The 26,435-nt window shown below is 42.7% G+C and carries 16 protein-coding genes; 6 read left to right on the top strand and 10 right to left on the bottom strand.

Annotation, left to right across the window (positions count from 1 at the left end):
- Window positions 1-10 precede the first annotated feature (10 nt).
- Window positions 11-1,915 carry a tetratricopeptide repeat protein gene (locus tag R8P61_16845; protein ID MDW3648738.1) on the top strand — a complete coding sequence of 635 codons (1,905 nt, stop codon included), beginning with the start codon at window positions 11-13 and terminating at the stop codon, window positions 1,913-1,915.
- Window positions 1,908-2,543, top strand: coding sequence for a response regulator transcription factor (locus R8P61_16840; protein ID MDW3648737.1), 636 nt, complete (start codon window positions 1,908-1,910; stop codon window positions 2,541-2,543). Before R8P61_16845 ends, R8P61_16840 begins: the two co-directional genes overlap by 8 nt.
- Before the next feature lie 61 nt (window positions 2,544-2,604).
- On the opposite strand, the gene R8P61_16835 is transcribed toward R8P61_16840, so the two are convergent.
- From R8P61_16835 to R8P61_16805, 7 genes are all read right to left on the bottom strand, one after another.
- A complete protein-coding gene (locus R8P61_16835) occupies window positions 2,605-4,308 on the bottom strand; it encodes a CRTAC1 family protein (GenBank protein MDW3648736.1) in 1,704 nt (567 codons plus the stop codon).
- Complete coding sequence (locus tag R8P61_16830) at window positions 4,305-5,648, bottom strand: vanadium-dependent haloperoxidase (GenBank protein MDW3648735.1); 1,344 nt, start codon at window positions 5,646-5,648, stop codon at window positions 4,305-4,307. Before R8P61_16830 ends, R8P61_16835 begins: the two co-directional genes overlap by 4 nt.
- A gap of 5 nt (window positions 5,649-5,653) precedes the next feature.
- On the bottom strand, window positions 5,654-9,013 hold the full coding sequence (locus tag R8P61_16825; protein MDW3648734.1) for a VCBS repeat-containing protein: 3,360 nt from the start codon (window positions 9,011-9,013) through the stop codon (window positions 5,654-5,656).
- Between the two features lie 69 nt (window positions 9,014-9,082).
- Window positions 9,083-10,954: a RagB/SusD family nutrient uptake outer membrane protein gene (locus R8P61_16820; protein MDW3648733.1), complete on the bottom strand. Its 1,872-nt coding sequence runs from the start codon at window positions 10,952-10,954 to the stop codon at window positions 9,083-9,085.
- Window positions 10,955-10,964: 10 nt separating this feature from the next.
- A complete protein-coding gene (locus tag R8P61_16815) occupies window positions 10,965-14,477 on the bottom strand; it encodes a TonB-dependent receptor (GenBank protein ID MDW3648732.1) in 3,513 nt (1,170 codons plus the stop codon).
- Between the two features lie 126 nt (window positions 14,478-14,603).
- The gene (locus tag R8P61_16810) at window positions 14,604-15,584 is read right to left on the bottom strand and encodes a FecR domain-containing protein (GenBank protein MDW3648731.1); all 981 of its coding nucleotides are present in this window, start codon (window positions 15,582-15,584) and stop codon (window positions 14,604-14,606) included.
- 121 nt (window positions 15,585-15,705) lie between these two features.
- On the bottom strand, window positions 15,706-16,284 hold the full coding sequence (locus R8P61_16805) for a sigma-70 family RNA polymerase sigma factor (protein MDW3648730.1): 579 nt from the start codon (window positions 16,282-16,284) through the stop codon (window positions 15,706-15,708).
- 181 nt (window positions 16,285-16,465) lie between these two features.
- On the opposite strand from R8P61_16805, the gene R8P61_16800 reads away from it, so the two are divergent.
- The 3 genes from R8P61_16800 (at window position 16,466) to R8P61_16790 (ending at window position 22,372) form a co-directional block, all read left to right on the top strand.
- Window positions 16,466-17,368 (top strand): NAD(P)-dependent oxidoreductase, encoded by a 903-nt coding sequence (locus R8P61_16800; protein MDW3648729.1) that lies wholly within the window; start codon window positions 16,466-16,468, stop codon window positions 17,366-17,368.
- A gap of 419 nt (window positions 17,369-17,787) precedes the next feature.
- On the top strand, window positions 17,788-20,517 hold the full coding sequence (locus tag R8P61_16795) for an SUMF1/EgtB/PvdO family nonheme iron enzyme (protein MDW3648728.1): 2,730 nt from the start codon (window positions 17,788-17,790) through the stop codon (window positions 20,515-20,517).
- A gap of 211 nt (window positions 20,518-20,728) precedes the next feature.
- Window positions 20,729-22,372, top strand: coding sequence for a PKD domain-containing protein (locus R8P61_16790; protein ID MDW3648727.1), 1,644 nt, complete (start codon window positions 20,729-20,731; stop codon window positions 22,370-22,372).
- 75 nt (window positions 22,373-22,447) lie between these two features.
- On the opposite strand, the gene R8P61_16785 is transcribed toward R8P61_16790, so the two are convergent.
- From R8P61_16785 to R8P61_16775, 3 genes are all read right to left on the bottom strand, one after another.
- Window positions 22,448-23,215 carry a hypothetical protein gene (locus tag R8P61_16785; GenBank protein ID MDW3648726.1) on the bottom strand — a complete coding sequence of 256 codons (768 nt, stop codon included), beginning with the start codon at window positions 23,213-23,215 and terminating at the stop codon, window positions 22,448-22,450.
- Window positions 23,216-23,446: 231 nt separating this feature from the next.
- Window positions 23,447-23,944, bottom strand: a complete 498-nt coding sequence (purE, locus tag R8P61_16780; GenBank protein ID MDW3648725.1) for a 5-(carboxyamino)imidazole ribonucleotide mutase — start codon at window positions 23,942-23,944, stop codon at window positions 23,447-23,449.
- Between the two features lie 114 nt (window positions 23,945-24,058).
- The gene (locus tag R8P61_16775; GenBank protein ID MDW3648724.1) at window positions 24,059-25,204 is read right to left on the bottom strand and encodes a 5-(carboxyamino)imidazole ribonucleotide synthase; all 1,146 of its coding nucleotides are present in this window, start codon (window positions 25,202-25,204) and stop codon (window positions 24,059-24,061) included.
- A gap of 42 nt (window positions 25,205-25,246) precedes the next feature.
- Between R8P61_16775 and R8P61_16770 the strand changes: the two genes are divergently transcribed.
- Window positions 25,247-26,434 (top strand): sialidase family protein, encoded by a 1,188-nt coding sequence (locus R8P61_16770; protein ID MDW3648723.1) that lies wholly within the window; start codon window positions 25,247-25,249, stop codon window positions 26,432-26,434.
- Window position 26,435 lies beyond the last annotated feature (1 nt).

Genomic DNA, 26,435 nt, shown 5'->3' with positions numbered 1-26,435 from the left:
CTTTGGTTTTATGGAAAAGCGAGAACACATATACGCACAGATTTTACTCGTTCTGTTTATGCTGTGCAACACACAAACAGAGGCACAAATAGCGCCTATTAAGGATCAGGTAGATGCTGAATCTTATGTCGACCATATAGAAAGACTACAATTTCAGCATCTCGACTCTGCCATTTTATTGTGGGAAGAATTGGGAAGCTGGAGTGATAAGCATAGCTATATCGCTGGCCAAAAAGAATATTATCGCACGGGAATCTATTTACATGGCGTTTTGCTCAGCGATAAGGATATGGGGAAAGAGCTGGCAGAAGAAGCTCTTAATTTTAGCCGCAAAGAAATGCCAGAAAATGTCCCTGCTGTCTGGATAAGTAAGGCCATCCTTTTTCAGGCCTATACCGAACTGGATTCTGCCATTGCGTATTATGAAAAGGCTCTGCAAGCATTGGATCATCAGCACCCTAATTATCCTGTTGTGCTGGGAAATCTGGCCAGCATTTATGATCAGTTGAAATTACCTCAGCCAGCTCAAAACTATGCAGAAGAAGCCTTGCAGATTTACCAATCAGAAAAGGATACCTTGGGCATTACTACTAGTTTGCTTAGCCTTGCCAATGTTGCTTTGTTGGAAGATGATGCAGAACAGAACTATCAATTCTTATCGCAAGCCTATGAGCTTTCCAAAGCCAGTTCCCAAAAGGCCTCTTTTGTCCAGATTTCTCATAATCTCGCTTATGCTTATATAGAAAAGGGAGATTTGAGTAAAGGGCTTCAATTATTCGAGGAAGCACTCCAGAAAAGCGAAGCGAATCCGACTTTGAATTTGCACAGTAGAATAGGCATTGCCCGTAACCTGATAAAAATGAATCGACTGACTGAGGCAAGTAACTACAGAGATCAGGTTATTCGCGACAGTGCTCAGGTTGCGATGCCCCTAAAGTTACGGCGACTGCTGTACGAAATGGAAATGGAATATTTTCAGGCAAAAGGAGAACCGGTTCGTGCTCTAGGGCTTCTGCCTGACTTTTTGAAGTTGAAGGAAGCAGAGATTTCGGAGGAAAGTAATGAATATGCCCTACGCCTGAATAAGCAATTGGAAAATCGGAATCTTGCCATGGAGGGATTTATGAATCAGATTATGTATCTCGAGAAGAGCAGGCAGTTTAATCTATTGCTAGGTATTTGTCTTATACTCGGAATATTGGCGGTAATCCTTTTCAGTATTTGGAAGCGTAAAAGAGATAGACTTCGCTTTCAATTGCTGCAAAGTCGGCAAGAGAATCTTTTCATAGAGCGGGAGGCTATGTTAAAAGGTAAGTTGGACGAAAGGGATCGAATTTCGAAAGAACTTCATGATGAGATTGGGGCTTCCGTAACAACCATTGCCCTCCAGAGTGAATTGTTGAAGCGGAAACTGGATGTGGATCGCTATCCAGAGATAAGCAAGATTTTCCATTACGCCAGTGAGGTAATGCAGGACCTCAATGAGGTCATTTGGGCAAATGCCTCCAGCAATGATAGCCTGCAGTCTTTGATTTCCTATTGCGTGAACTTCTCTCGGAAATTTCTGGATACCCATCAGATTCTGGGGGAATGGGACTTGCCGAATTTGGATATTGACTTGCCGATAGGAGGGGATCAGCGAAGAAATGTATATTTAATTTTCAAAGAAGCGCTGCACAATGTCGTCAAACATGCAGGAGCCAGCCAGGTTCAATTGGCTTTTAGGTGGGAAGATGATTGGATGAAAATGTTGATCTGGGATAATGGAAGCGGGCGACTGGAGGAAGGAAAGGGAAATGGAATCAGCAATATGAAGGAAAGAGCCCAAAAACTGGGAGCCGAATTATATATCTCGGATGAAGCTGGAACACGACTTGAACTCATTTTTCCGCTAAGCCAAGCTCAATATGAGTGAATCTGAAATCAAAATAGCCATAGTAGAGGATAGAACCGATATACGGGAAGCTTTATTAGCGCTTTTCAAAACGGTAGAAGATATCCATTGCCTGGCAGCTTTTGAAAGGGGAGAAGATGCAGTGGAAAAGATCCCTCATATGGATCTGGATATCGTTTTGATGGACATCGGTTTGCCGGGTATAGATGGAATCGAATGTATAAAGCAATTGAAAAGCGGAAATCCTCAACTTCAATTCATGATTTGCACGGTCTATGACGAGGACGAAAAAGTCTTTCGGGCCTTAGAAGCGGGTGCGCATGCATATATGCTAAAGAGTAGTGAATTTGATTTCCTCCTTGATGCCATTCGAGAACTCCATCAGGGCGGCTCTCCTATGAGTAGCGATATTGCCCGGAAAGTCGTTTCCGTATTCCACCGAAAGAAAAGCCAACAAGAAAGCTATAAGTTGACTGCCCGTGAAAAAGAAATCCTCGAACTTTTATCCAAAGCACACTCCTATATCCAGATTGCGGATACTTTGCATATCAGCGAAAAGACCCTGAAAAAGCATGTCTACAATATTTACGGGAAATTGCATGTGCATTCACGGACGGAGGCGATCAATAAATATTATGGGAAGTGGTAGGTGTTCTTGGGTTTGTATTCAACTCTAACACCCTAACATTCAAATACACTAACACCTTTACTTAAGCCTCTTTCCCATTCATTCTCCTAAGAACAAAAACACCCCCGAGTATCAAAGCTCCCAACAAAATCCATAGCATCGAATTGCTGCTTTTTTCTTGAGGAATCTCTGTGATTTTTATGAGCTGATTCACGCCCTCGGGTTTGACTACCTGTACATTTCCGCCTGTCCAGCGTACGACAATAGAATCTATCTGCTCTGCATTTCCCAAACCAAAGTGAGCGATACGAGAATTCTGGGACATATGACTAGAGCCTCCCCCATCAATTTCTCGTAGCATCTTCTTTCCATTCAAGTGAAGTTCCACTCGTGATCCCAGTCCATGACTTTCGGCCTCTACTCCTTCCAGCGCTACCTTCATCCAGTTTCCTTTAGTTGAATCATTGCGGTAGAGGCGGGTCATGGTGGGAATGGGATAATGACTGACCGCTTGTTGATTCACTACCAGGATATCCATATCGCCATCATTTTCGATATCAAATATGACTGACCCTCTTCCAATGCCATAATCCTTCACTCCTTTCGCCAATCCATCCTCTGTAAATTGTCCGCCCTCATTGACAAAATAGAAATTGCCCATAGGCGTGCAATAAGGGTTCAAATCGCCATTGGATACATAAAGGTCCATATCTCCGTCCTGATCAAAATCGGCAAAATTGCTTCCCCAACTGATGGCGAAATACTTCATGCCTCTTTCTTTCAGTTTATTCCGATACGGCTTTCCTTCTCCCTGGCTCAGCATGAACCAGTTGAATTTGATATTGGAAATGTAGTAATCCAGGAGCCCATCATCATTGATATCTGCAATGGCCGTACCCATGGAATTGATTTTCAAATCCATGTTATACTCGTCAGCTACGTCTCTGAATTCTTTTTTAGGATAGAGGTTTTCGAGCAAAAGGTCAGGGGTTCTTTTGTAACCAAAGTCGTGATTGACAAATAGGTCCTGATCTCCATCATTGTCGAAATCTGTGAAAACGCCCCCAAAGCCAAAACCTTTGTGGCTAAGTCCATAATCCTCATATACATTCTCAAAGCTTTTGCCGCCTTTGTTGAGGAGCAAATGTCCTTTGGCGGTCTGATGCTCATTGACAATGGTTGCGTCGCTGATATGGTCCAGTCCGCCCTCGTATTCGTGAAAGTAATTACCGACAAAGAGGTCCGGATATCCGTCTGCATTGAAGTCTCCAAAATTGGGGGCTGTACTAAAGGTAATGAGTTCGTCCAGACCAAACTCCTCTGTTGCATTCCTAAAGGTATTATCTCCATTGTTCAGGAAAAGGAGATTCATGGCCCGTGGAATTTTATTAGCTGTATCCTTAACCGTAATGGTGGTAATAAAGAGATCGATCCATCCATCGCGATTTACATCTGCTCCTGCTACTCCTTGCGTTACAAAAGCTCGTGTATCTTCCAGGCCCGAACCTTCATACACATTGGTAAAAGTTCCATCTCCATTGTTGTGATACAACACATCATCATTCATCCCACTGGTGATGAATAAGTCCTCAAATCCATCTTTGTTGTAGTCGAAGACACATATTCCTCCCCCAAACATGCCTTCATAAACTTTAAATTGATGATGTATTCCGGCCGAATCCGTAATATCTGTAAAGGCCATGGGGCCTTCAAATTTTTCATACTGTGAAAAACTGCTCAAAGGAATCAGGAGGAGAAGCATGAATCCCCAACTTTTCAGGCTCATTTTTTCCATTTCAGATCCGTTACATGTTTGGCAATACGTGTTCCCTCTGTCAAACCTATTTCATTATCCTGAGGTGTATGTATACCTCCGAAAAACCTGGAATCAGCAGTCTCAATAGCTACTCCCCAGAAAGTCTCAAAAGGCCTTTCCACAAAATCCACATCTCTTACCTCATCTCTTTCACGACCCACATGTGAGCTATCTATAAAAGTAAAAGCATTTCCATAAACTTCTTCAAGTACCCGACTGGATGCAGCAGCCTGAATGGCATGTCCGGAAGGAAAGGCAGGAAAAGGAGGATCGGGCCAAAAGGATTCCCAGTTTCTATCTATAAACTCCGGAATAAAGGTATTGGGCCTTTCGGAGAAATAGTGATATTTCCATTTCCAGCAATTGATAAAAGCATCTGCTACTGCAATACCTACCTTGGCGAAAGTCTCTGCAGACTGGATCAGGGAAGGCTGCTTGGCCTTTACGACCAGATTTGCGATATAAAATGAGTGTCCGGGCGGGGTAAAGGTATCGTCCGGATCATCTCCCCACCAAATGGCGATTTCTTTTTCTTTTTGCGTGAGCTCAAGATCCTTTTCATAAACCGCGATGAACTGCTGGTAATATTCTGATCCCTCTGTTGTATCATAAGGAATCATATAAGGGATTTCAAGATCAGTATTTTCCTTGAGGAAAGTTCGGTTCTCGCCCCAATAGGGATGCAGGGGATTGTGGCTAAAGGATTGGGCGTAGAGTGGAGGTTTCCATTGACCGGGATGCTGAGGGTGGACAAAGCTTTTGTCAAAGTTTCTGAGATAGGCTCTATGCCCTCCATCTGTTTTGGACCATTCGAAAATTCGCTGCGCAATCTCTTTTCCATAGTCTACTGAGACTTTAGCTATGCTTTTGTCTTCCAATTGCGAGAGTCGATAGTCATAGATCAATTTTTCCAGGGAATCAATCTTTGCTTTATTCTGATCGGACGTCTGATTGTAGATGCTACGGATGATCTCCGCTTGTCCACTATTCAGGGCCATTTGCCAATCGTAGGTTTGATGGGGATCAGGTTTAGGCAATTCGCCCAGCTCATTGAGTTGAGGAGCGATGGACTGATATTGGGGAAAGCCATGAACGATGGACTCATACATGCTCAGGCCTATATAGCCTACTGCTCTCGAGGCATAGGTAGGGGAGTTGGCAGGGGTGAATTGGGTGATGTATAAAGTCATTTCACTCCATGCCACAACGACCTCCTGTTCGCTAAAACTGCGTTTGGGTCCACATGCCTGAAACATAAGGCCAAGTCCCAAAAGGATTCCTGTGAATTTGTTTAGGTGTTTCTTTTGCATGATCCTCACTCATTCAATTGATAATACAAAAGGGAGCCGGAATTTCTTGTGAGATAGATTCCCTCTCCGATAATCTGACTGGCTCTGATATCACCAGTTATGTTAAAGCCGGATTGATTTTGGGCTAAATAGCTAAAGTTTCCTTTCCCGTTCCCCAAAAATACTTGTCCGTAATTAGCATCAAATTTTCCCAATCTCAATTTGGCAAAGCTATTATTGCCAAAAAGCAGAAGGTCCTGATTCCCATCTTTATTTATGTCCCAAATTTCCATGCTGTAGATGGGAGAATATTGAGCTTCTTTGGGTAATTCCACATAAGCAAAACTTCCATCTTCCTTTTGGAGGAAAAGACTGGTGGACATATGATTGGCATCCAGAATTTGAACTTCTTTTAGTTCATCCGGGGTAAAGATGTTGATCATTTTGTGATTGGCATAACTGGCGAAAGAAGTGTATTTGGACTTCAGTTTTGCCAATTGCCCGAGCAATTCATCTCTGGTTACAAAGGGATAGGACTCACCCTGAATGTAGTAGCAGAAAATAGGATCTACAGAGCCGTTTTTATCAAAGTCGCTATAATACAATTGGGCAGGTTCTGAATCTGAGGCTTGAAACTGGATATTTAGTCCCACATTCCCCGCCAGCAAATCCATTCTTCCATCTCCATTTACATCTGAAATCTTCAGGCTGTTCCACCAACCTTTATAGGCTTTACCCAGATACTTTTCGCTCTGATCTGTCCATTTAGTAGCAGTCTTCTCATAAATCAGGATGGGCATCCATTCGCCCAAAATGATCAATTCCTCTGAACCATCAGCATTCAGGTCAGAAAAGGCTGCATCGGTGATCATCCCACCTTTTTCCAACTCAGGAAGAAATTGATTGATTTTATTCTCAAACTTTCCCTCGCCCTCATTGATAAGGAGATAGGAAGTCGGTATTTCCGGATAAGCCCCGGGTATTACTCTACCTCCCACAAAGATGTCCGGTTTTTTATCTCCATTTATATCGCCTATAGCTATAGCTCCAGCGCTACTGGAAATCGTGGGCAAAGCATCGACTGCCCGTTTGAAATTTCCCTTCCCATCATTGAGATAAAGACGATCCTGTAAACCTTTGTCTGTGGGCGTAAGCTTGTGATATCCACCACTGGCAATATATAGGTCCATATCTCCATCTCCATCCGCATCCAGCAAGTCCATGGCGGCATCGATATGGGCTTTATCTGCTGAAAAGGCAGAAATCCTTTTCTCCTGAAAACTATCCTTTCCATTATTGATAAATAGCCTGCTAGCCTGATCCTGATTACCCCCAAGGATAAGGTCATTTGCTCCATCCCCATTTATATCTCCCTGGATCATGCAGGGGCCTTCATGTGACAATTCGTTGATGAGGAGTAATTGTCGGTCAAAATCTCGATAGGGGAGGCTTTTATCAGTAGAGCGAATAGAGGAAGTTTTTTCTACAAACAGTGCTTGCTTTTCATTTTGTAGTCGAATCTCCTGGTAGTTGGAGGCATTTTTTTCCTCGATCAGCAGTTTTTGGTCGGCCTGAACTGCTTTGATGATTTCTTCTTTTCCACTAGGCCAAAAGATGTGTAGAGAATCGGCGGATGTATTTTTCCCCAGTCCCACATGCAAAACAGGGCTTACCGCAGAAAGGTAACCTCTACCCGTATATTGCTCCAGACTCTGTGTCCCATTATCTGAATAAACTTCTATTCTCGCACCTATGCCAGCAGTATTTTTTCCTTCTCCTTTCAACTCTATTTGCAAGTAATGAGAGTCCTTATTCTGATCGCTGGTATTCTCGTAAATGAAGGCAGCTTTATTGACATTATTTACGATCAAATCCAGATCTCCATCATTATCCAGATCTGCATATGCAGCTCCATTACTATTGCTGGGCCGGTCCATTCCCCAGGCTTTTACTTTGTTTGTAAAGCCTTTGCCCTGCTCATTTGAAAAGATATAATTGGTGACATTGGAGGAAGGCATATTTTTGATGATTTCCATGACATCCTGCCGCATCAATCTGCCTTTCTTCTGGACGAAATCCTCCATGTATTTGATGAAATCGAGATTGGTATAATCTCTTTTGTATCCATTGCTGATGAAAAGATCCTTCCAGCCATCATTGTTGAAGTCTGAGAAAAGGGCTGACCAACTCCAATCTGTATTGGAGACGCCTGCAATTTGACCTATTTCGCTATAGGTATCATTCCCATTATTCAGTTGCAGCATGTTTCGCATATACTGATAGTGGAAACCGCTGCGAATATTCAGGTCAAACTTGACGTAATTGTCGGGAGCCAGTAAAAGTTTTTGTCGATAATTGTCCTCTGGGAGCATATCCAGGGTAAAGATGTCAGACCATCCATCATTATTGATATCGGCCAGGTCATTTCCCATAGAAAAATGACTGTTGTGACCCAGACTTTCATTTAGGGTATTGCTAAATTTTTTGCCTTTCTGGTTGATATAGAGAAAATCGGGAACGGTATAATCATTGGAGACATAGAAGTCCGGCCAACCATCCTTGTTTAGGTCAGCTATTCCCAGGCCTAAGCCATAACTGAGAGCGGAACCATTGATGCCTTTGCTTTCTGTAACATCTTGAAACTTATCTCCCGTATTCTCAAAAAATCTCAGGCCTCTGAGGGGATCAGGAATTCTGAGGGATTCTTCTGTCTGAGCTTCCGTCAGAACCGGTAAGCTTTTGGGATTGTGGTTGAGCAAGAGCATATCCAAATCTCCATCTCTATCATAGTCGAAAAAATAGGATTGATTACTAAAGGCCGGACTGTTGAGTCCATATTGAGCTGCCTGATCTTCAAATTTCGGTATGCCATTTTCGTCATTTCCCAGATTGATGAAGAGTTGATTGGCTCTTTTGGGGTCGGGAAGGGCACCGGAATAGCAAAGGTATATGTCAAGTTTTTGATCACCATTGATATCTACCATATTGACACCTGTTTTCCAGGGCCCTTCTCTTCCCGCAGCTCCTGAAGGCAGGCTAATATCTTCAAAGCGCAGTTCACCTTTATTCAGGTAGATTTTATTGGGAGACATATTTGAGGTGAAATAGAGGTCGTCCTTTCCATCCTGATTGAGGTCCCCGACGGCTACACCTCCTCCATTGTAGAAGTACTCATACATGAGGACATTGGTATTAAGTCCTTCTGTGAGGCTGTTTTGAAAAGTAATTCCACTTTTGTCCGGAGATACCAATTGAAATAAGGCCTTTTCCTCTGAGACCGGGCTTTCCTCAGGAGCTTCCTTTTTTTCTTCTCCACAAGCAATTAAGCCCAACAGAAAAAAAATACACAGTATCCGTTTTATCCGGCTATAGTAGGGTAGTAGCATAGTCTGTAAAGATAAAGATCTATCTCCAAAGAACAGGAGATAGATCTTTATTTCTAGGTATATTTTGGCTTAGTAGCCAGGATTTTGAATCAATTGAGCATTACGATTGATTTCGTCGCGGCTAATCGGGCGGAAGTACATCTTGTCATTCCACTGACGATTTTCATTTTCTGTATTATCCACAACGGTATAGGTATAATCGTAAACATCCTTGTCATGACGATAGGGACTAAGCGGTGCTGATCCAGCCTTCAAAGTAGCCTTTACATCTATAGCTTTAATACCGCGATGCAGCATTTCTCCCATCATCCATCTCCGTCCGTCAAAGTAACGATGCTCTTCATAAGCCAATTCGATACGGCGCTCATTGATCAATCTGTTTAGAAGATCTGTTCCCGCATCTGTTACCTCAGGCATACCAGCTCTGAAACGAACCTGGTTTAACCAGTTTTTGGCTTCTGTTTCTTCTCCCAAAGCAATGCTGGCTTCGGCATAAATCAGGGCCATTTCTGTATAGCGAATGAAGGGCCAGGGTACAACCTGTCCTGCAGAACGGCTATCAGGTAAACCTGGATCTGGATCAATAAACTTTCTCACGTAATAGTGAGTACGGCTACCATTCCAGTTTTCAATGGGTGATTCACGTGTATCAATACCATTGACAAATCCACCAGCTCCGTCATCATAGGCTCCGGATTGGATTTGGTCATTCGGGTCAATACCTGCCACATCAGAAGGTCTGGGCTTCCAGTCAGCTCCATCATACATAACAGTTGCGTAGAAGCGCGGGTCTCTGTTAGCATAAGGATCTGCTGTATGGGTAGGATCATTCCAGTCAAAGCTGGATCCATCCATCATTTCATAGTCATCTACCAATTGCTGAATAGGTGTATTACCTGCCCAGTTATGGTATCCATTAGGACCATTGTTTACGCCAAAGTGAATCCCACCCAAAGGCCAGTTGTTTTCCTGGGTAAAGAGGGTAGTATGCGTACGTTGGAAAATCAATTCAGCAGCAGCAGCAGCGTCAGCAACACTACTTACACCACCCATAGCAACTGATACATAGTTGGCTTTTCCTTCTTCGGCTGAAACCGGGGCAGTCAATCCAAATTTGTATCCGGTAGTTGCATCCAGTACAGCTTTAGCTGCAGCCTGGGCCGCACGCCATCTGGCATTTCTGTCTCCTCCTACATAAGCGAGCAATTCGATATTTGAAAAGCCGGATAGGGTAGAAGAATTTGCCTGAGCAGTAGCTGCATCATGCAGATCACTGGCAGCATACAACAATACGCGTGCTTTCAATGACATAGCGGCTATTTGAGTAGCTCTTCCTGCCTCAGGATTTTTTCCATTTAATAATTGAGCCGCTTGATCCAGATCCGATACGATAAATTCGATACATTCCTGGAAGGTATTCCTGGCGATTGAATAATCTTCATTCAATTCGTAAGGACGGTCAATAATGGGTACTCCTCCATAGAATCTCAACAATTGATGATAGTAATAGGCTCTTAGGAAATAAGATTCCCCTAATAGCTGATCACGCAACTCATCATCATTGAAGGTAGAAGCAGGCAGGTTCTGAATGGCGATGTTCGCCTGACGAATGGCCAGGTACATTTGTCCCCATTCGAAGGTACTACTTTGATTCCCGAGGTTATCCGGGCTGATCGTAGATTCTGTAAACGTATTAATTCCTCTACCCGCATGGGTAAACATAGCTTCATCAGTGAAGGAAGAAAGCCCTTCTTCCTCAAATCCACCATATCCCAGGAAAGAATATACATTGAAAACAAAGGCCTGGGAAAGCGGGCCATCAGCCCAGGTAGCATCACTGGATATTTTATCTAGTGGCTGCGTATTCAGGAAGTCATTGCTACATGAATACGATATCGCAGCGACAAAGAGTACCGAGAATATGATTCTGGTTAATTTCATTGTCTATAATTTAGAAAGTTAAGGTGAAACCGGCGTTCAGAACGCGAGCTTGTGGGTAATAAGTACCCGCTCCATTCGTTGCTTCCGGATCAAATATTCCGTGTTTATCAAAAGTAATCAAATTTAGTGCATTGGCATAAACCCTGATGCTATTGAAGAAATTCACATCATTCAATACGCTTCCAGGAATGTTGTACCCAATCTCTATGTTTTTCAGACGGATATAATCCTTGCTGAATAGATAGTAGGTATTGTTTCCATAAGCACCTCCTGTATAGTAAGTATCACCACGGCTAGCAAGACGTGGGTGCTCACCACTAGGATTGTCAATAGACCAACGGTTGTCATGTGCATACTTGGTAAAGTTACCGATGTCTCCAGATTCAGTTTGGAATCTCTGAGAAGCTCCGGTAGCACCTTGAAGCAATAAGTTGAAGTCGAATCCACCGTAAGTCAGGCTGAAGGTTGCACCGAAGTTGAAAGTAGGTACACCATTATCGTCTATACGAACCTGGTCATCTCCATTAATAACTCCGTCTCCATTAACGTCCTCAAACTTCATGTCTCCAGGAAGCAGTTGAGAAGTAACTGTACTGTAGTCGATATTGTTGGCCTCAATTTCCGCCTGATCTCTGAATACACCATCAGATTGGTAAACGAGGTATGCACCGATTGGCATTCCTTCTTGCAATTGGTAATCAGGAGCACCAGGTACTTCGTCCATAAATACTACTGTATTCTTGGCATAACCACCATTTATACTAGCTCTGAACTGAACACCATTATTGGAAGAATGGTTGTATGCGACGAGGAACTCAAATCCTTCATTATCTACTTTTCCTGCGTTTACAGGAGGAAGAAGACTACTGATTCCGGAAGAAGCAGGGGTAGAACCCGTTTCCTGAATCAGAATTTGATCTCTTCTGTTCTTGAAGTATTCAAGCGTAACATCAATTCTGTTATTGAACAATGCTGCATCAATACCTACGTTGAGGTTATTGGCTCTCTCCCAGGTAAAGCTTGGGTTGGCAAGCAAAGTCTCACGCAGAGTTGTAACAACCTGGCTGTTGATCGGATACTCACCAAATCCAAAAGTGGACAGGTAAGCAAATTCCTGGAGCTGATTGTTGAAGAATACCTGGTCATTACCCATCTGTCCATAAGAACCACGGATTTTCAGGTAATCAATTGCACCAACGTCAAAGAAGTCTTCATTGGTAACATTCCATCCCAACAATAAACCTGGGAAGAAACCAAAACGATCTGACTCTGGGAAGATATAAGATCCATCATAACGCCAGATAAACTCAGCAAGATATTTCTCCTGGTAGTTGTAGGCTATACGACCATAGTATCCCAAACGAGCACGCTCGTAGGCACTACCGCCTGTGTTTTGCTGGAGTGATCCCCCTGCAAACAATTGGTCAACGGCAGCGGAGATATAGTTTCTTCTGAAAGCACTAAATCCTTCACCGGTGAATTCTTCACGTGTTACCCCTGCAAGAACATTCAGGTTACTTCCTCCAAAGGATTTATCGTAACTCAGAATAGCTGTTACATTGGTATTCAATACAGAACTGCTGGACTGCGTCAAACGTGGGTCAGAGAAAGGGGATCTAACGGCTCCCTCAAGAAGAGGATCACCATTTGCATCAGTAGAGACTCTATCCCAGAAATAGAGCATCCAGGGAGTTTGCCACAATTTGCGTGTACCTCTATTGAGGTCAACTGCACCTGAAAGTGAAAGTTTCAAACCATCAATCCATGGATTGGTGATATCGATAGTTCCATTAGTTTGGATAAAGTCAGTAGGCTGGCGATCATATCCAGTAGCATTTGTTGTTACTACATATGGATTTTCACCATTCTCAATATCTGGACCTGGCAGACCATTTGGCCAAACTTCAGGTTCTACAGGACGACCCCGCATCAACATACGGAAAATAGCACCTGCACCTACGGTAGGATAGTTTCTATCTTCTCTTCTACCCATAACTCCTATGCTGGTCCTGATGTAATCATTGACCTTGGCATCCAGATTCAAACGAATGTTGAACTGGTCATAGAAGGTAGCAGATTCGCGATAAACTGCATCCTGGTGAACATAGCCTAAAGAAGCCAGGTATTGGACATCTTCTGTTCCACCTGAGAGCTGCAAGTTATGACGATCCTGAGGAGACCATGTTTTGAAGGCGTCTCCAAACCAATCCGTATCAGGGAATCCCCAGGGATCGGACTGATCTTCATGCTTACGTACAGCTTCAGGGCTGTAATTAGCATTGAGGGTACTTACTCCAGGAGTAGGAGAGTCGTAAACACCCGTAGTCTGGATGCTGTTCCAGGCAGTTTGCCATTCTTCAACAGGGATAGTACGATAGATCGGTAGCTCATTCATGATACGGGCATACTCAGGAGCATTTGACATCTCCGGTACAACCGTTGGCTGAGACCATCCTTTGTTAAAATCGTAGCGAATTTGAGGTTTACCTGATTTACCTCTTTTGGTAGTAATCAGAATCGCTCCATTTGCAGCACGAGCTCCATAAATCGCAGCAGATGCATCCTTCAATACAGAGATAGACTCAATGTCCTGAGGACTCAAACGTCCAAGGCCTCCATCTCTGTCAGGAATACCATCAATAACAATCAGAGGACTGCTGTTCCCGAGGGTGTTCTGACCCCGAATTCTCACGATAGCTCCATCAGCACCTGGCTCACCACTTGGCTGAATTACAACCAAACCTGGCAGACGCCCGGCGAGTGAGTTGGACAGGTCTACAGAAGGTGAAGGAAGCAGGTCTGCTCCATCAACAGCTACAACAGCGCCGGTAATGGTGGCTTTTTTCTGCGTACCATAGGCAACTACCACTACTTCATCAAGAGAAGAAGCTTCTGCATTCATGACAATGTCAACAACAGAACGATTTCCTATTTCGACTTCTTGAGTAGCATAGCCGATGTAAGAAACCAAGAGGGTAGTAACTTCGTCAGGGACAGTCAATGAGAATTTCCCTTGCTGATCAGTCAGGGCTCCGATGGTGGTTCCCTTGGCGCGTACAGAAGCACCAACCAGGGCTGTTCCATCTTCTCCAGTAATGGTACCGCTTACATTCTTCTCCATCATTTCTAATGTAGAATTGGTAATGGTTTGCATTCTGGCCGCTCTGTCAGAAACAGCAGGATGCAAGCGCACGCTTCCATTTTCTTCAAGATTCTGGATTTGAAGGATTTTCCTTTCCAGTTTTTTGAGAGTCTTTATCCCTTTCCTGTCGCGTTTATAAATCACGTAGTACTTGGAACCCAGGAATTTGTAACTCAAACTGGTTGTGGTGAGTAAACGATTGATCGCTTCCTCAAACTTTTCTTCCTGTTTAAATTGGTAATCCACGCTAATTTCGCGGACTAATTTGGCATCGAAGGAGAAAAATACCTGATACTTTTCACTGATCTCCTTTAGAACCTCCATCAAAGGTCGATCTTCAAGTATCGGTCTTTCCTCAGCTCTTAAGAAAGAGCTGCTCATAATGAGTATGCTAAACAGCATTATGAGTCCCTTCTTTCGTAGTAGATTAAAACCCATAGTTAATGTGGTTAAAAAATGTGTAAATAATTATCTGAAGTGTTATTGTTTAATCTGGTTTCGGGTCCTTTATTCTATTAAATATTCATTATCTCTCGTCTGCTTGATCTTTCTGCCCAATACATTTTCAAGGGCTGATAAGGCAATACTTCTGTTTTCGATCGGGATTGCCAGCATGATTTCTTTATTTAAAATTCTTTTGTCCTTCAATTGTATGCTGATCCCATAGATGCGTTCCATTTCGTCCAGGACTTTTGAAACTGCAACCATTTCCAGAATAATTGCCCCATCTTTCCAGGAGGTGAGGTTTTGAGAGGTATTTCTTCTTTTGGTGAGACTGCCTGCTTTATTGGCTGAATAAGAAAGTAGATCACCCGGGATCAGTTCTATTTTATCCTTTTGCTTTCCTTTTAGGTGGAGCTTTACTTTCCCTTCTTCCAGAAACACATCGGTTTTCTGTTTAAGGCTATTCACATTAAATGAAGTTCCTAATACTTCGACTTCCAGATCAGAAGTCAGTACCGTGAATTTTGCTCCGCTTTCCGGCTTTTTACTCACATGGAAAAAAGCTTCTCCATCCAGCCAGACTTCTCTGGGTTTTCCTTTGTAGTGCCAAAGGCGGGAATTTGCATTTAAGGTGATTTCAGACTGGTCAGCCAGGACAACTTCCATTTTTTCCCCGAAAGCAGTCTGGTATATGATCCGCGAATTTCTTTCCGAGATAAAAAATACACTCAGACCTAAAGCGATCAGTACACTTATGCTCGCAGCTATGCTCCAATTCCTTCGTGAATATAGCCGCTTAGGCCGAAAAGGAGGCGACAGTGATTCAGCCTCTTTCCCGATTTCTGCTTTTTCCTGGTACTTGTTCCAAATATTCGATACCCTATTGTAATCAGTCTTCTTACCCTGGCTCCACGCATTTAGCAATTCTTTATATACGTGCTCATTGTATTTGGAAGCGCTGAGCCAGGCTTCCAATTGTTCCAATTCTTCCGTATTTGCTGAGTGATTAAGGGACTTTAGGATTATGTCGTCTATATTATCCATTTCGTCAGTAGTAATTTAGGTAAAATTGAACTCAGCTCAATTTTGTAATAAAGAGATTATGTCTCCTTACTATAGAAGACTGAGTTCTTGCCCAAATGGGTGACAAGGCAGTTGAATTTTTTTATAAAAGGGTAAATTCAGAGAAGCGTATGCTGATTTGCTTTCTGAGTTTTTTGGTCGCGCGACGAAGATGTGTCTTGAGGGTATTGACACTGATACCAAGAGCATCTGCGCTTTCCTGATAGGAGCGACCTTCTTCTCGAACCATGCGAAATGCTTTCTTCCCAAGTGGAGGCAATAGATTGGTTACTTCTATGATCACCTCTTTCAATTCCTTGGCTTCCAGTTGCTTAAATGGATCAGGCTCAAGACTTGCAGGTTCAATAGGAAGATGATGGTAATCCCTAATCCTATGTAGCGATCCATTCAAGCTATTCTCTTTAACAGAATAGCTAAGGGCCTGATTCTTGATGGCTGTGTAGAGGTATGAATCGAAATGTATGATTTCCGTGAGTCTTTTTCGATTGTTCCAGAGTTTGAGCCAAACATCAGAAACTACTTCCTCTGCCAACTCTTCCTTTTTCAGCAGAACCATTGCATAGGTAAACAAGCGCTCACTATAAAGTTTAAGCAAACTTTCAAATGCGAGTTTATCATCGTAGGTGGCGATCCGCTGTATGAGGTTAGTAGTCCTGGGCATCGACAATGCAGAGCGATTAGTATAAGTCAGTAGTCCAAAATTGATATCCGGAATGAGAATCCGGGTATGTGTATCGGTCCCTTTTTACTAATATAGTAAATAATATACGTTTATGTCCATATGATTTTTTTACATCTTTTATTTTACCTTCGTCTGAATATAAATCCTCAAATATTGAATTATGTCTTTCAGCCTGTCAAAAAATACTAAAATCGGATGGATTGGTACCGGAGTAATGGGTATCTCAATGTTGAAACACCTTATTGATGAAGGCTATAGTGCTTTTGTTTACAATCGTACAAAATCCAAAGCTGAGAGTTCTATAGCGGCGGGTGCGGTATGGAAAGACAGTCCCATGGAAGTAGCTGCAGCAGCTGATGTGATTTTTACAATTGTGGGTTTTCCTCAGGATGTCGAAGAGGTTTATTTTGGGGAAAAGGGCATTTTGAAAACTGCTCGCAAGGGAAGTGTGTTGGTTGATATGACGACTACTCGTCCTAGTCTAGCCGTAAAAATTTATGAGCAGGCAAGTGCAAAGGGTGTTAAATCTATTGATGCACCTGTATCTGGGGGAGATGTTGGAGCCCAAAACGGGACGCTATCCATTATGATTGGGGGAGATAAAGAAGAGGTAGATGCCCTCATGCCGCTTTTTGAACTGATGGGCAAAAACATGGTGTATGAAGGCAAGGCAGGATCGGGGCAGCATACCAAAATGTGTAACCAAATCACCATAGCCGGGACAATGATCGGGGTTTGTGAAAGCCTGCTATATGGATATAAGGCGGGCTTGAATCTGGAAGTAATGCTGGAAGCCATCAGTGGAGGGGCAGCCGGATGCTGGACCTTGAGTAATCTGGCACCTCGAATTGTGAAAAGAAATTTTGATCCGGGATTTTATGTGGAGCATTTTATCAAGGATATGGAAATAGCACTGGAAGAAGCCAAGGCTATGAATCTGGCTTTGCCGGGTTTAGCCCTTGTTCACCAATTATATAAGGCCGTAGAAGCTCAGGGACATGGGCGGAAAGGAACACATGCCTTGAGTCTGGCATTGGAGAAAATTTCTAACGTCAAGGTCTGAATTAGGGGGCTATGTCCTATTTTGTTTAGGTAAAATTTTCGATTATTTATACTTTTTTGTAACATGTAGGGTAAATGGGCCGTTACAAAATATAGAGTCCTGTTGTACGAGAACTCCCATTTCTCATTCCTTCTAACGCCAAACAAACGCCTTTGAGTTAAACTTTACTTCTACGGTTACTGCTCACTTGAGGATCTGAATTACTCTATGTGAACGCACGCAAGCACAGTTTACCACTCTTTGGAAGGAGTGTACTTTACGAACCTGTTTTCATTTTACATCCTGCAATAAGCCTTTTCAAATGAGACTCATTTGAGAAAAGCATATTTCTGTCTCTTTTTCTCCGTTTTTCCTTATGACTTCATAAGGATACCAACAATCGTACGCACACATTTTTTATACCCAACAAACCTAATGCTATGTCTGACTCTGTATCAAACAAACGCGCAATCGACCTAAGTTTTCTGAAAAATCAGGAAGAAGAAACCATACTTAGGGACAACTACCTCTTTGTAATCGGTATCAATGAGTATCAAAACTGTACCCCTTTAGGGAATGCTGTAAATGACGCAAGAAGTTTTGCGAAAGTGCTCAATGAGAAGTATCGATTCAAAAAGGAACACACCTTTAGCCTAATCAACGAAGAGGCAACCATAAACAATATTGACGATACCTTTAAAGAGCTAAAAAATAAAATCAGAACAGAAACAGATAATCTGGTCATATTTTTCTGTGGACACGGATATTATGACGAAGAATGGGATACGGCCTATTGGGTTCCGGTTGAAGCGCGTGCTGATCGGGCATTGGGAGAATATTTCTCACATGAAGATCTGATGAAAAGGATCAACAGAATCGAGACCCATCATACAGTTGTTATAGCAGATTCCTGTTATTCGGGTGCAGCTTTTGTAAGCCAAAAAAGGTCCCATGATCCCAACTCACAAGTCTTTGCAAAAGAGCCTTCAAGGTGGATGCTGGCCTCTGGTCGAAATGAACCAGTAAACGATGGAACAATCAATGAAAATAGTCCTTTTACCAAAGAATTGTTAGATATCCTTAATAGAGAATCCAATTCCGGTATTCGGATGGGTACCCTCGTAGAACGCCTGAAAACTCGTGTAAATCATAATTATGATCAAACTCCTATTGGTCAACCTCTGAAAGATGTGGGTGATAAGGGCGGGGAGTTTATATTTTTTCCCCGAGATAATGAAGAGGAAAGATGGAAAGAGGCTAAAACCATCAATACCCTTGAGATACTTGACTTATTTATAAATGACTTTCGCGGAGGGAAATTTGAGAAGGAAGCTCAGAAAAGCATAGGTGTTATTAAGGCCGCAGAACTTTTTTCCAAAATAAACATAGAGCCTACAGAAGCTCTTTGCCAGGAATATCAGGATAACTTCCCTGAAGGCGAAGACCTCTTAGAGGTTTCGAAAATAAAATTTGCCCTTACAGAAAATCGGGTGTGGAGAGAAGCGCTTGAATCCAATAGCCTGGCAGCATTTGAAAATTACTTGAGTAAGTATCCGGATGGCTCTTTTAAAGAGGAGGCCGACGAACGAAAACGCGAACAAACAAAAGGATTAAAAGCCTGGCAAGAAGCAGAAGCCTTTTACAACATTCAGGCCTTTGAAAACTTTATCAAAGAATATCCCAATAGCGAGTTTTTTGAACAGGCTACCTTTAAATTAAAGGAATTGAAGGCCTGGAAGCATGCAAAAGCTTCTAAAAAGGCTGAGATGCTCGAAGCTTTTATTGGAGATTTTCCGGAAAGTCCTCATTTGGGCAAAGCTGAAGAATTGCTGGCGAATACTGCAGAAAGGAAACAAAAGAAGAAAATGCAATTAATTGTTACAGGGGTGTCTTTTCTGGTATTTTTGACGGTCGCAGTGATTTGGTTCAGAAATGAACAGAATAAAAAAGAGAGATTTGATAAAAACATTGGCATCGCTGAATACGAAATCCGCCAGGGGAATTTTACTAAGGTGATTGTTGCTCTGGAAAAAGCTGAGGAAGCTATGCCAGACAATAAAGAGTTACTTAGGCTGGATAACCTAAGTCAAATCGGTCGCCAGCTGATGAGCAATGATAGCTTGGGGAAATTTTGGATGGATGAAAAAGAATGGGTAAAAGCTCAGGAACATTTTAGGGAATACAAAAACCTATTAGGAAAAGGCTATGAAACCCTGAAAAGTTTTGAAAATGGACACTTGGATTCCTTGTTTAGCGAACACTTTGATCTGAACCAAAAATCCCGGGTAGATGAGACATTGCAATTCCTAAAGGATAAACTTGATCATGAAAAGGTCGCAGAGACTGTCCTGGATATTAGTAATGCTGGCGATGACTTATTCATTGCTGGTGCATACGAACAAGCACTTGAATTTTACGATTCAGCCAAAGTCGAAGATAGGTTTGATGAAGCCGGATACCTGGCCGAAAAAATAGCCTTGGCTAAATTACAGAAGGTTTTACCTGCTATGATTCTTGTTCCAGGTGGTAAACTAAGGTTGAAATCTTCCAAATACGTGGGTAAGGAAATACCGAGCTTTTTCATTAGTAAATTCGAAATCACCAATGAGCAGTATGCAGCTTTCCTCAATGCAAAGATGGATTATGAGAAAACCGAGGATTGGATCGAGTTAAGTTATTCTGGTATTGAACTTTCAGGAAAAACCTTTATAGTAGAAAGAAATCATAAGGAACTTCCTGTTGTTGGCGTAAGCTGGTATGGAGCAAATGCCTATGCTGAATGGGTGATGGCTTCCTTGCCCACAGAATCAGAATGGGAATTTGCTGCAAGTGCGGGCGGAACCGAAAACTTTGAGTACAGCGGGAGTAATGTCTCAAGACTAGTGGCAAATGTTTACTGGACCCGGGTTAAGCAGCGTGCCCAGAAAGTAGGAAAGGAAGATTCTAATGGACTTGGAATTTATGATATGAGTGGAAATGTATGGGAATGGGTGAGTACAGATAATGGAAAAAGAAAGATTATCAAAGGAGGCTCAATTAATAGGAAGGAAGCCTATGCGAAAATTATAGCACAAGGAGATCTGAAACCCGAAAGTTTCACGACTTACAATAAAGAAGGAAGACCGTACACCAACGACCTCGGCTTCCGCATCATCCGCAGGAAAAAATAAACTTTAGCATTAGGGAAAAGCTAAGTCCGAACCTTGCATGGCGAGCTATGCTTGTCATGCAAGGGGCTTCTTTATCCCTTTTTATGGATTATTCTCTGAATAATGATAAAAACGGAGCTTTCAAATTTTTGCCAAAACAAGATATTGTCATATCTTGAATTATATTCCTGGCGATAATATCCCATATTCAAACACACAAAACCCTCATTCCATGCTAAGAACACTTGTGATACTTTTCACTTTATGTTTCATGTTTCCTATTGGCTTTGTGCAGGCACAGGTTAGCAGAACTGAGTCCGGTCGTCTTATGCTAACGGATGAAAAAAGAAGCGTAGAGTTTGATTTTCAAGGAAAAAAAGAATTTTCCATTCCCTGTCAATTGGTGAATGGCGTACAGAAAAAAATCGGGGATGGCTTTATCTCAAATGCCATATTAGAACAACTCAGGCAAGACTCTCGGTTAAGAAATGCTACCTATAAAGTGGCAAATGCTGTTATGCCTGAAGGGAGTGCTCGGAACAGCTCTGGAAGGTTAATGTACGAAATCATTACAGGAGCTGGCTATTACCTGGAATGTGATGGGAAAGTATGTGGTGATGTGAAATTCGGATGCAGAAGTACGCCTGTGGAGTATAAGCTACTTGTAGATACGCTGGAAAATAATCTATATGTAGCTGAAATCGAAGCAGGGAAAGTAATAGAAATAGTGGATGTCTTGTTGGGAGTAGATATTTTCGAATTTAAACCTCAGGCTGAAGAACGTTATGAAAATGCGGTTTACCCTGAAAGAGGCAACCAGCCTTGTGATTGTGCGGAACCGGAGCCAACTTTTCCTCCCCTGGCAATTATTAAACCTTCTACCTTCAATGGAAAAATAGGAGTTCAGATCCAATTTAATGGAGAGTTTTCTACTGACAGAGATGAGCAGGGTTTCAAAATTGTGGACTATAAATGGGATTTTGGAGAAAGAGGATCAGGTAAAGTAGAAAGTATTGTTTCCCATACCTTTTTTGAAGCAGGTGAATTTCCGGTAAGGCTGGAAGTAACGGATAATGAAGGAGAGAAACATGATACGACCATAACCATAACCATTCAGGAAGATAGTATTCCTCCGCCACCCCCTCCGCCACCAGTTTGTGATACGGTTATCGTCAATAATGGCTGTTGTGATTCCCTCACTGCCCGAATCAATAACCTTTTGGTTCTTGTAGAAAAAATGGCTGAACCCAAGCCGGAAGTGGACTCTACTGAGCGAGATTTTCAACTAGCAGGCGGTCCTGTTTTTATCCAAAACGATGGCCAATTGCTGGAGTATGCCATGGGATTGGATATTCAGATTCGTTATCCATTCAAAAAGAGCCCCAGCTGGCAATTTATGATGGATGGTACTTATTTCCCAAGGCGTGTTGCCAATCCCCTGGATGACAGGCCTCACCTCTGGTCAGAACTTCGGGATAACATTGATCCTATTACAAATACACTGCCCCTTCACTGGAGAAGAGGTACACGCAGAGCCACGGCAAGTTTCGCCATAGGACTGGATTACAAGCCAAGGAAAGCATTTCTCAAAGGTCTTTATTTGCAAGGAATGTTTGGACTGGAAAGAACCTTCAACCAGATCGAAGCCTCCGATCCCTTGAAAGACCCCTCAAATCAATTCATTGGTTTTGATCTGGACGTATTTTTTATTGAAAGTAGAATTGGATTGCGGAAAAAGCACCTGGAGGTTTATCTGGGGGGAAGATTCCTGGAAGAAAGCAGGCCTTTCACCCTGGTCCTTGCCAATCCGCTGGGAGGATCTCACCACAGAAGCTTCGACAATACCATACATGCCGGTATATCGGTTTGGTATTAGGAGAATGAAAAGAAGCTAAATCAGAAAAGCCGATGCTAAGAAATTAGCATCGGCTTTTTTGTTAAATCTTTGGTTTTACTTTTCTGTGCTTTGCAGGTTGATCAGCTCTTCATTGAGTAGGTGCTGAACCATAGCCATCAAGATTGAGCCTCGGAATTGATCATCTTCCGTAATTTCTTTTAAGGCGTCTATCTTTTCATCAAGCTTACGAACCCCCTTGGCCTGGTCAAATACATTGGCGAGCTGGATATCTCTTTTTAAATAGGAGATGGGTTGCCCCTGGTCCAATTTGATCCAACCCTTTTTTCGTTTCTCGGGACCGGAAACATGTAACCAGCCATCCTTTTCTTCCATCGTAACAACAATTTCTCCTCCCTGCATTTTTATCGGGCGAAGGGTCATTACATCTGGACGGCGATAAATATCGGATTCAATAACAACTACTCCTCTTCTGGCATTCTTTTCAAAGAGATATTCGTCTGTCCAGCCCTCTTTACCATCCTGTAGTCGGACTTTCATGTACACACGTTTGTCCTCTTTAACTACTGTATCGGTAATGCCGAGCATGCGAACAGCTTCTCCGTAAGTTATACCAGTAATGAAGTTCTTTTGGTCATCCTTTGTCTGGGGGTGTCTTCCCGGTTCTCTCCTGAGTCCTGCGCCTTCCCATACTGAGATGGCAATACTATCTCTCGGGATATTTATCGTATCCTCTTCCAGTGTATCGAATCCACTGATAGTATTTTGAGAATCAGCTAGGCTTTGTTCTCCGCAAGATTGAGATATGAGTAAGATAGAAAAGAGACCCAAACAGAAGGTAAAACTAAATCTTAGGTTCTTCATAGCCTGAAAGATTAAGTCAGAATTACATTCAAATCTAAATGAAAGCAAGTCAATTGTTCTAAAGTAGAGACATTTAAATCAATCGTACCACAATGTACATATGATTTTTACGGTTTCCATTTTAGAACTCCCTTTTTTAGCATTTTATGGTACCGATGTAAGATAATTGAAGCTTTTGAGGAATTTTCATCAGGCCATTCACGCAAGCTTTTTCAATTCCTTCGCGAAAAATCAAAATGTCTCTGATTCAACATCTTCGACCATTTGTTGGACCTTATCTTTGAGGGCTTGTTTGTAGTCTGAAAGCTTTTTTGCCAGCTCCTCTTCATGCGTTCCCAGGATTTGCACAGCGAGTATGCCTGCATTTTTTGCACCATTCAAGGCAACGGTTGCAACTGGTACTCCCGATGGCATTTGGAGGATGGATAAAACAGAATCCCAGCCATCAATAGAGTTTGAAGATTTTACCGGTACTCCAATCACAGGCAAGCTTGTGACGGAGGCAACCATGCCGGGCAAATGAGCCGCACCTCCTGCACCCGCAATTACGACTTTTAGGCCCCGATCACGAGCAGAAGCTGCATATTCCATCATGCGTTCGGGAGTTCGGTGGGCAGAGACTACACTGACTTCAAAGGCTACGTCAAAATCCTTGAGGATTTCTATCGCTCCTGACATGACTGGCAGATCAGACTTGCTGCCCATGATGATTCCAACTTTTGCTTTCATATGATTTTCTTTGGGTTTTGAGTGTGTAGCCACAATTTCGCTATTCTCAGGCTATACTTCCCCACTTTCCATTTCTTATTCCTTGTTTTTACATCAAAGCTAAATCTTGCCCACTTACTCACTGATTACCCTTAAACTCGCCTTTACCTGCTTTACTTTTTCTTGCAACTGCTCCAAATCCTTCGCTAAAATAGTTACATGTCCCATTTTACGAAAAGGCTTGGTTTCCGCTTTCCCATATATATGCGGATAAGCTCCTCCGATACTCAGGAGGTCTTCTATTCCTTTGTAAACAGCTTTGCCTTTATGCCCGTCTGCTCCTAATAAATTTACCATAGCAGATGGGCTTAGAATGTCCGTCTCTCCAAGTGGCAATCCCAGGATGGCCCGGAGGTGTTGCTCATACTGTGAAGTCAGATTTCCTCGTATGCTCTGGTGTCCGGAATTATGAGGTCTGGGAGCAATTTCATTAATCAAAATCTCTCCCTCCTTTCCTACAAACATTTCAATGGCCAATAATCCTACGAAATCCAGGCCTTCTACCAGACGTTTGCCTATGTTTTCCGCTTCTTCAAATTGCGCAGGACTGATTTCGGCAGGCGAAAAAAGATATTCTACCAGATTATGAACCGGATGAAAGACCATTTCTACTATAGGGAAGCTTTTTACCTCTCCTTTTGCATTTCGGGCTATGATGAGGGCAATCTCCTTTTCAAAGGGAACAAATGACTCCAGCAATCCCGGAGCATCCATTGCTTTGGGAAGATCTGCTTCCGTCTTTAGCACCTGAACCCCTCTGCCATCATATCCATCTCTATCCAGCTTCTGAACAGCAGGCAACATATCGAGATGATCCTTGATTTCAGCTGCATTGCCTATCAGGCGAAATGGAGAACTCGGTAGACCTTGGTCCAGATAATACTGCTTCTGGGCACATTTGGATTGAATGAGTTTTATGATGGAAGGGTCCGGATATACCTTTTTTCCCTGACGCTGAAGTTCAGCCAATGCTTCTGTATTGACCTTTTCAATTTCGATTGTCAGGATATCAACGTCCTGCCCAAAGGCAACTACTGTATCGAAATCTTGCAAGGAGCCCTCTACAAATTCATGCGCATAGGCTTTACATGGGGCTTCCGCTGAAGGATCCAGCACCTTTATATAAACGTTTAGGTCAATTGCTGCCTGAATAAGCATACGTCCTAATTGACCTCCGCCTAAAACGCCTAATTTTAATCCACTGTAAAATTCCTTATTCATGCGGCGAAATTAATCATTAAATTGCCTCGAAAAAATAAGGAAATGCACCGAACACTTGCTACTATAATCGCCCTACTTTTTTTATTTGCTTGTTCTCAGTCCGATAATCCCGGCAAACTCAATTTTACGGAGGTACACCTACCCATGGCAGCAGGGAGTGCTTTTCCTCAAATGATGGAAAAGGATGGGAAGTTGTATCTGAGTTGGACAGAAGAAGGGGAGGAGATCAGTCGTCTGAAAATGGCGATTCGTGAAGGAGAGGTCTGGTCTGAAACGATGGAACTGGCAAGTGGAAAGGACTGGTTTGTGAACTGGGCTGATTTTCCAGAGATATTTATGGATGAAAATGGAGATATCTATGCCCATCATTTAGCTAAAACAGGATCTGATACCTATGCATATGGGGTAAACATTTCTAAAAAGAAGGCAGGAACAGATAGTTTTCAATTTTTGGGAAAGCCTTATACAGACAGTTCTCAAACTGAGCATGGGTTTGTGAGCTTTTTCTCTATTCCAAATGCCGGGCCTGCAGTAGTTTGGCTGGATGGCAGAAAGTATAAAACAGAGCAAAAGGAAATGAGTTTGAGAACTGCTCGTATAGCGGAAGATGGTTCTTTTTATGAGGAGGAGGAGATTGATGGCCGAACCTGTGATTGTTGTCAGACAGATGCCACCCAAACGGCTTCTGGAGCAATCGTGGTGTACAGAGACCGGACCGATGGAGAAGTTAGAGATATATATCGCAGTATTTATAAGGAGGGAAAATGGACCAAAGGGAGCCCGGTATCTGAGGACGGCTGGGAAATAAATGGATGTCCGGTCAATGGGCCGGCGGTTGCAGCCGAAGGTGATCGGGTTGCCGTAAGCTGGTTCACCATGGCTAATGACAGCCCCAGGGTAAAATTGGCTATTTCAGAGGATGGGGGAGAGAATTTTGGGAAACCCATCCAGATAGATAGCGGAAATGCGATAGGGAGGGTAGATCTACTTTGGCATAAAGGAGAAATCTTTATCAGCTGGATGGAGAGAGATGAAAGTAATCAGGGAGAGCTGCTGTTAAGAAAGTATACTAAGAATGGAACGTTGACAGCTCCTCAGCTTGTGAGAGAAATGAGTAGTGCCAGAGCCAGTGGATTTCCCATTATGATCAAAAGTGGAAACCGACTGAATCTGGCATACACGGAAGAAGGAGATATTCCTCGCATCCGTATGTGGGAAGCAATTCTATAAA

It is taken from the genome of Bacteroidia bacterium (assembly GCA_033391075.1).
Taxonomy (GTDB): domain Bacteria; phylum Bacteroidota; class Bacteroidia; order J057; family J057; genus JAWPMV01.
The sequence above is the reverse complement of the archived record's forward strand: the minus strand, read 5'-3'. Positions and strand labels throughout refer to the sequence as shown.

Coding starts and splice junctions, on each gene's coding strand:
- R8P61_16845 (MDW3648738.1), top strand. CDS start 11: ATGGAAAAGCGAGAACACATATACGCACAGATTTTACTCGTTCTGTTT.
- R8P61_16840 (MDW3648737.1), top strand. CDS start 1,908: ATGAGTGAATCTGAAATCAAAATAGCCATAGTAGAGGATAGAACCGAT.
- R8P61_16835 (MDW3648736.1), bottom strand. CDS start 4,308: ATGAGCCTGAAAAGTTGGGGATTCATGCTTCTCCTCCTGATTCCTTTG.
- R8P61_16830 (MDW3648735.1), bottom strand. CDS start 5,648: ATGCAAAAGAAACACCTAAACAAATTCACAGGAATCCTTTTGGGACTT.
- R8P61_16825 (MDW3648734.1), bottom strand. CDS start 9,013: ATGCTACTACCCTACTATAGCCGGATAAAACGGATACTGTGTATTTTT.
- R8P61_16820 (MDW3648733.1), bottom strand. CDS start 10,954: ATGAAATTAACCAGAATCATATTCTCGGTACTCTTTGTCGCTGCGATA.
- R8P61_16815 (MDW3648732.1), bottom strand. CDS start 14,477: ATGAGCAGCTCTTTCTTAAGAGCTGAGGAAAGACCGATACTTGAAGAT.
- R8P61_16810 (MDW3648731.1), bottom strand. CDS start 15,584: ATGGATAATATAGACGACATAATCCTAAAGTCCCTTAATCACTCAGCA.
- R8P61_16805 (MDW3648730.1), bottom strand. CDS start 16,284: ATGCCCAGGACTACTAACCTCATACAGCGGATCGCCACCTACGATGAT.
- R8P61_16800 (MDW3648729.1), top strand. CDS start 16,466: ATGTCTTTCAGCCTGTCAAAAAATACTAAAATCGGATGGATTGGTACC.
- R8P61_16795 (MDW3648728.1), top strand. CDS start 17,788: ATGTCTGACTCTGTATCAAACAAACGCGCAATCGACCTAAGTTTTCTG.
- R8P61_16790 (MDW3648727.1), top strand. CDS start 20,729: ATGCTAAGAACACTTGTGATACTTTTCACTTTATGTTTCATGTTTCCT.
- R8P61_16785 (MDW3648726.1), bottom strand. CDS start 23,215: ATGAAGAACCTAAGATTTAGTTTTACCTTCTGTTTGGGTCTCTTTTCT.
- purE (MDW3648725.1), bottom strand. CDS start 23,944: ATGAAAGCAAAAGTTGGAATCATCATGGGCAGCAAGTCTGATCTGCCA.
- R8P61_16775 (MDW3648724.1), bottom strand. CDS start 25,204: ATGAATAAGGAATTTTACAGTGGATTAAAATTAGGCGTTTTAGGCGGA.
- R8P61_16770 (MDW3648723.1), top strand. CDS start 25,247: ATGCACCGAACACTTGCTACTATAATCGCCCTACTTTTTTTATTTGCT.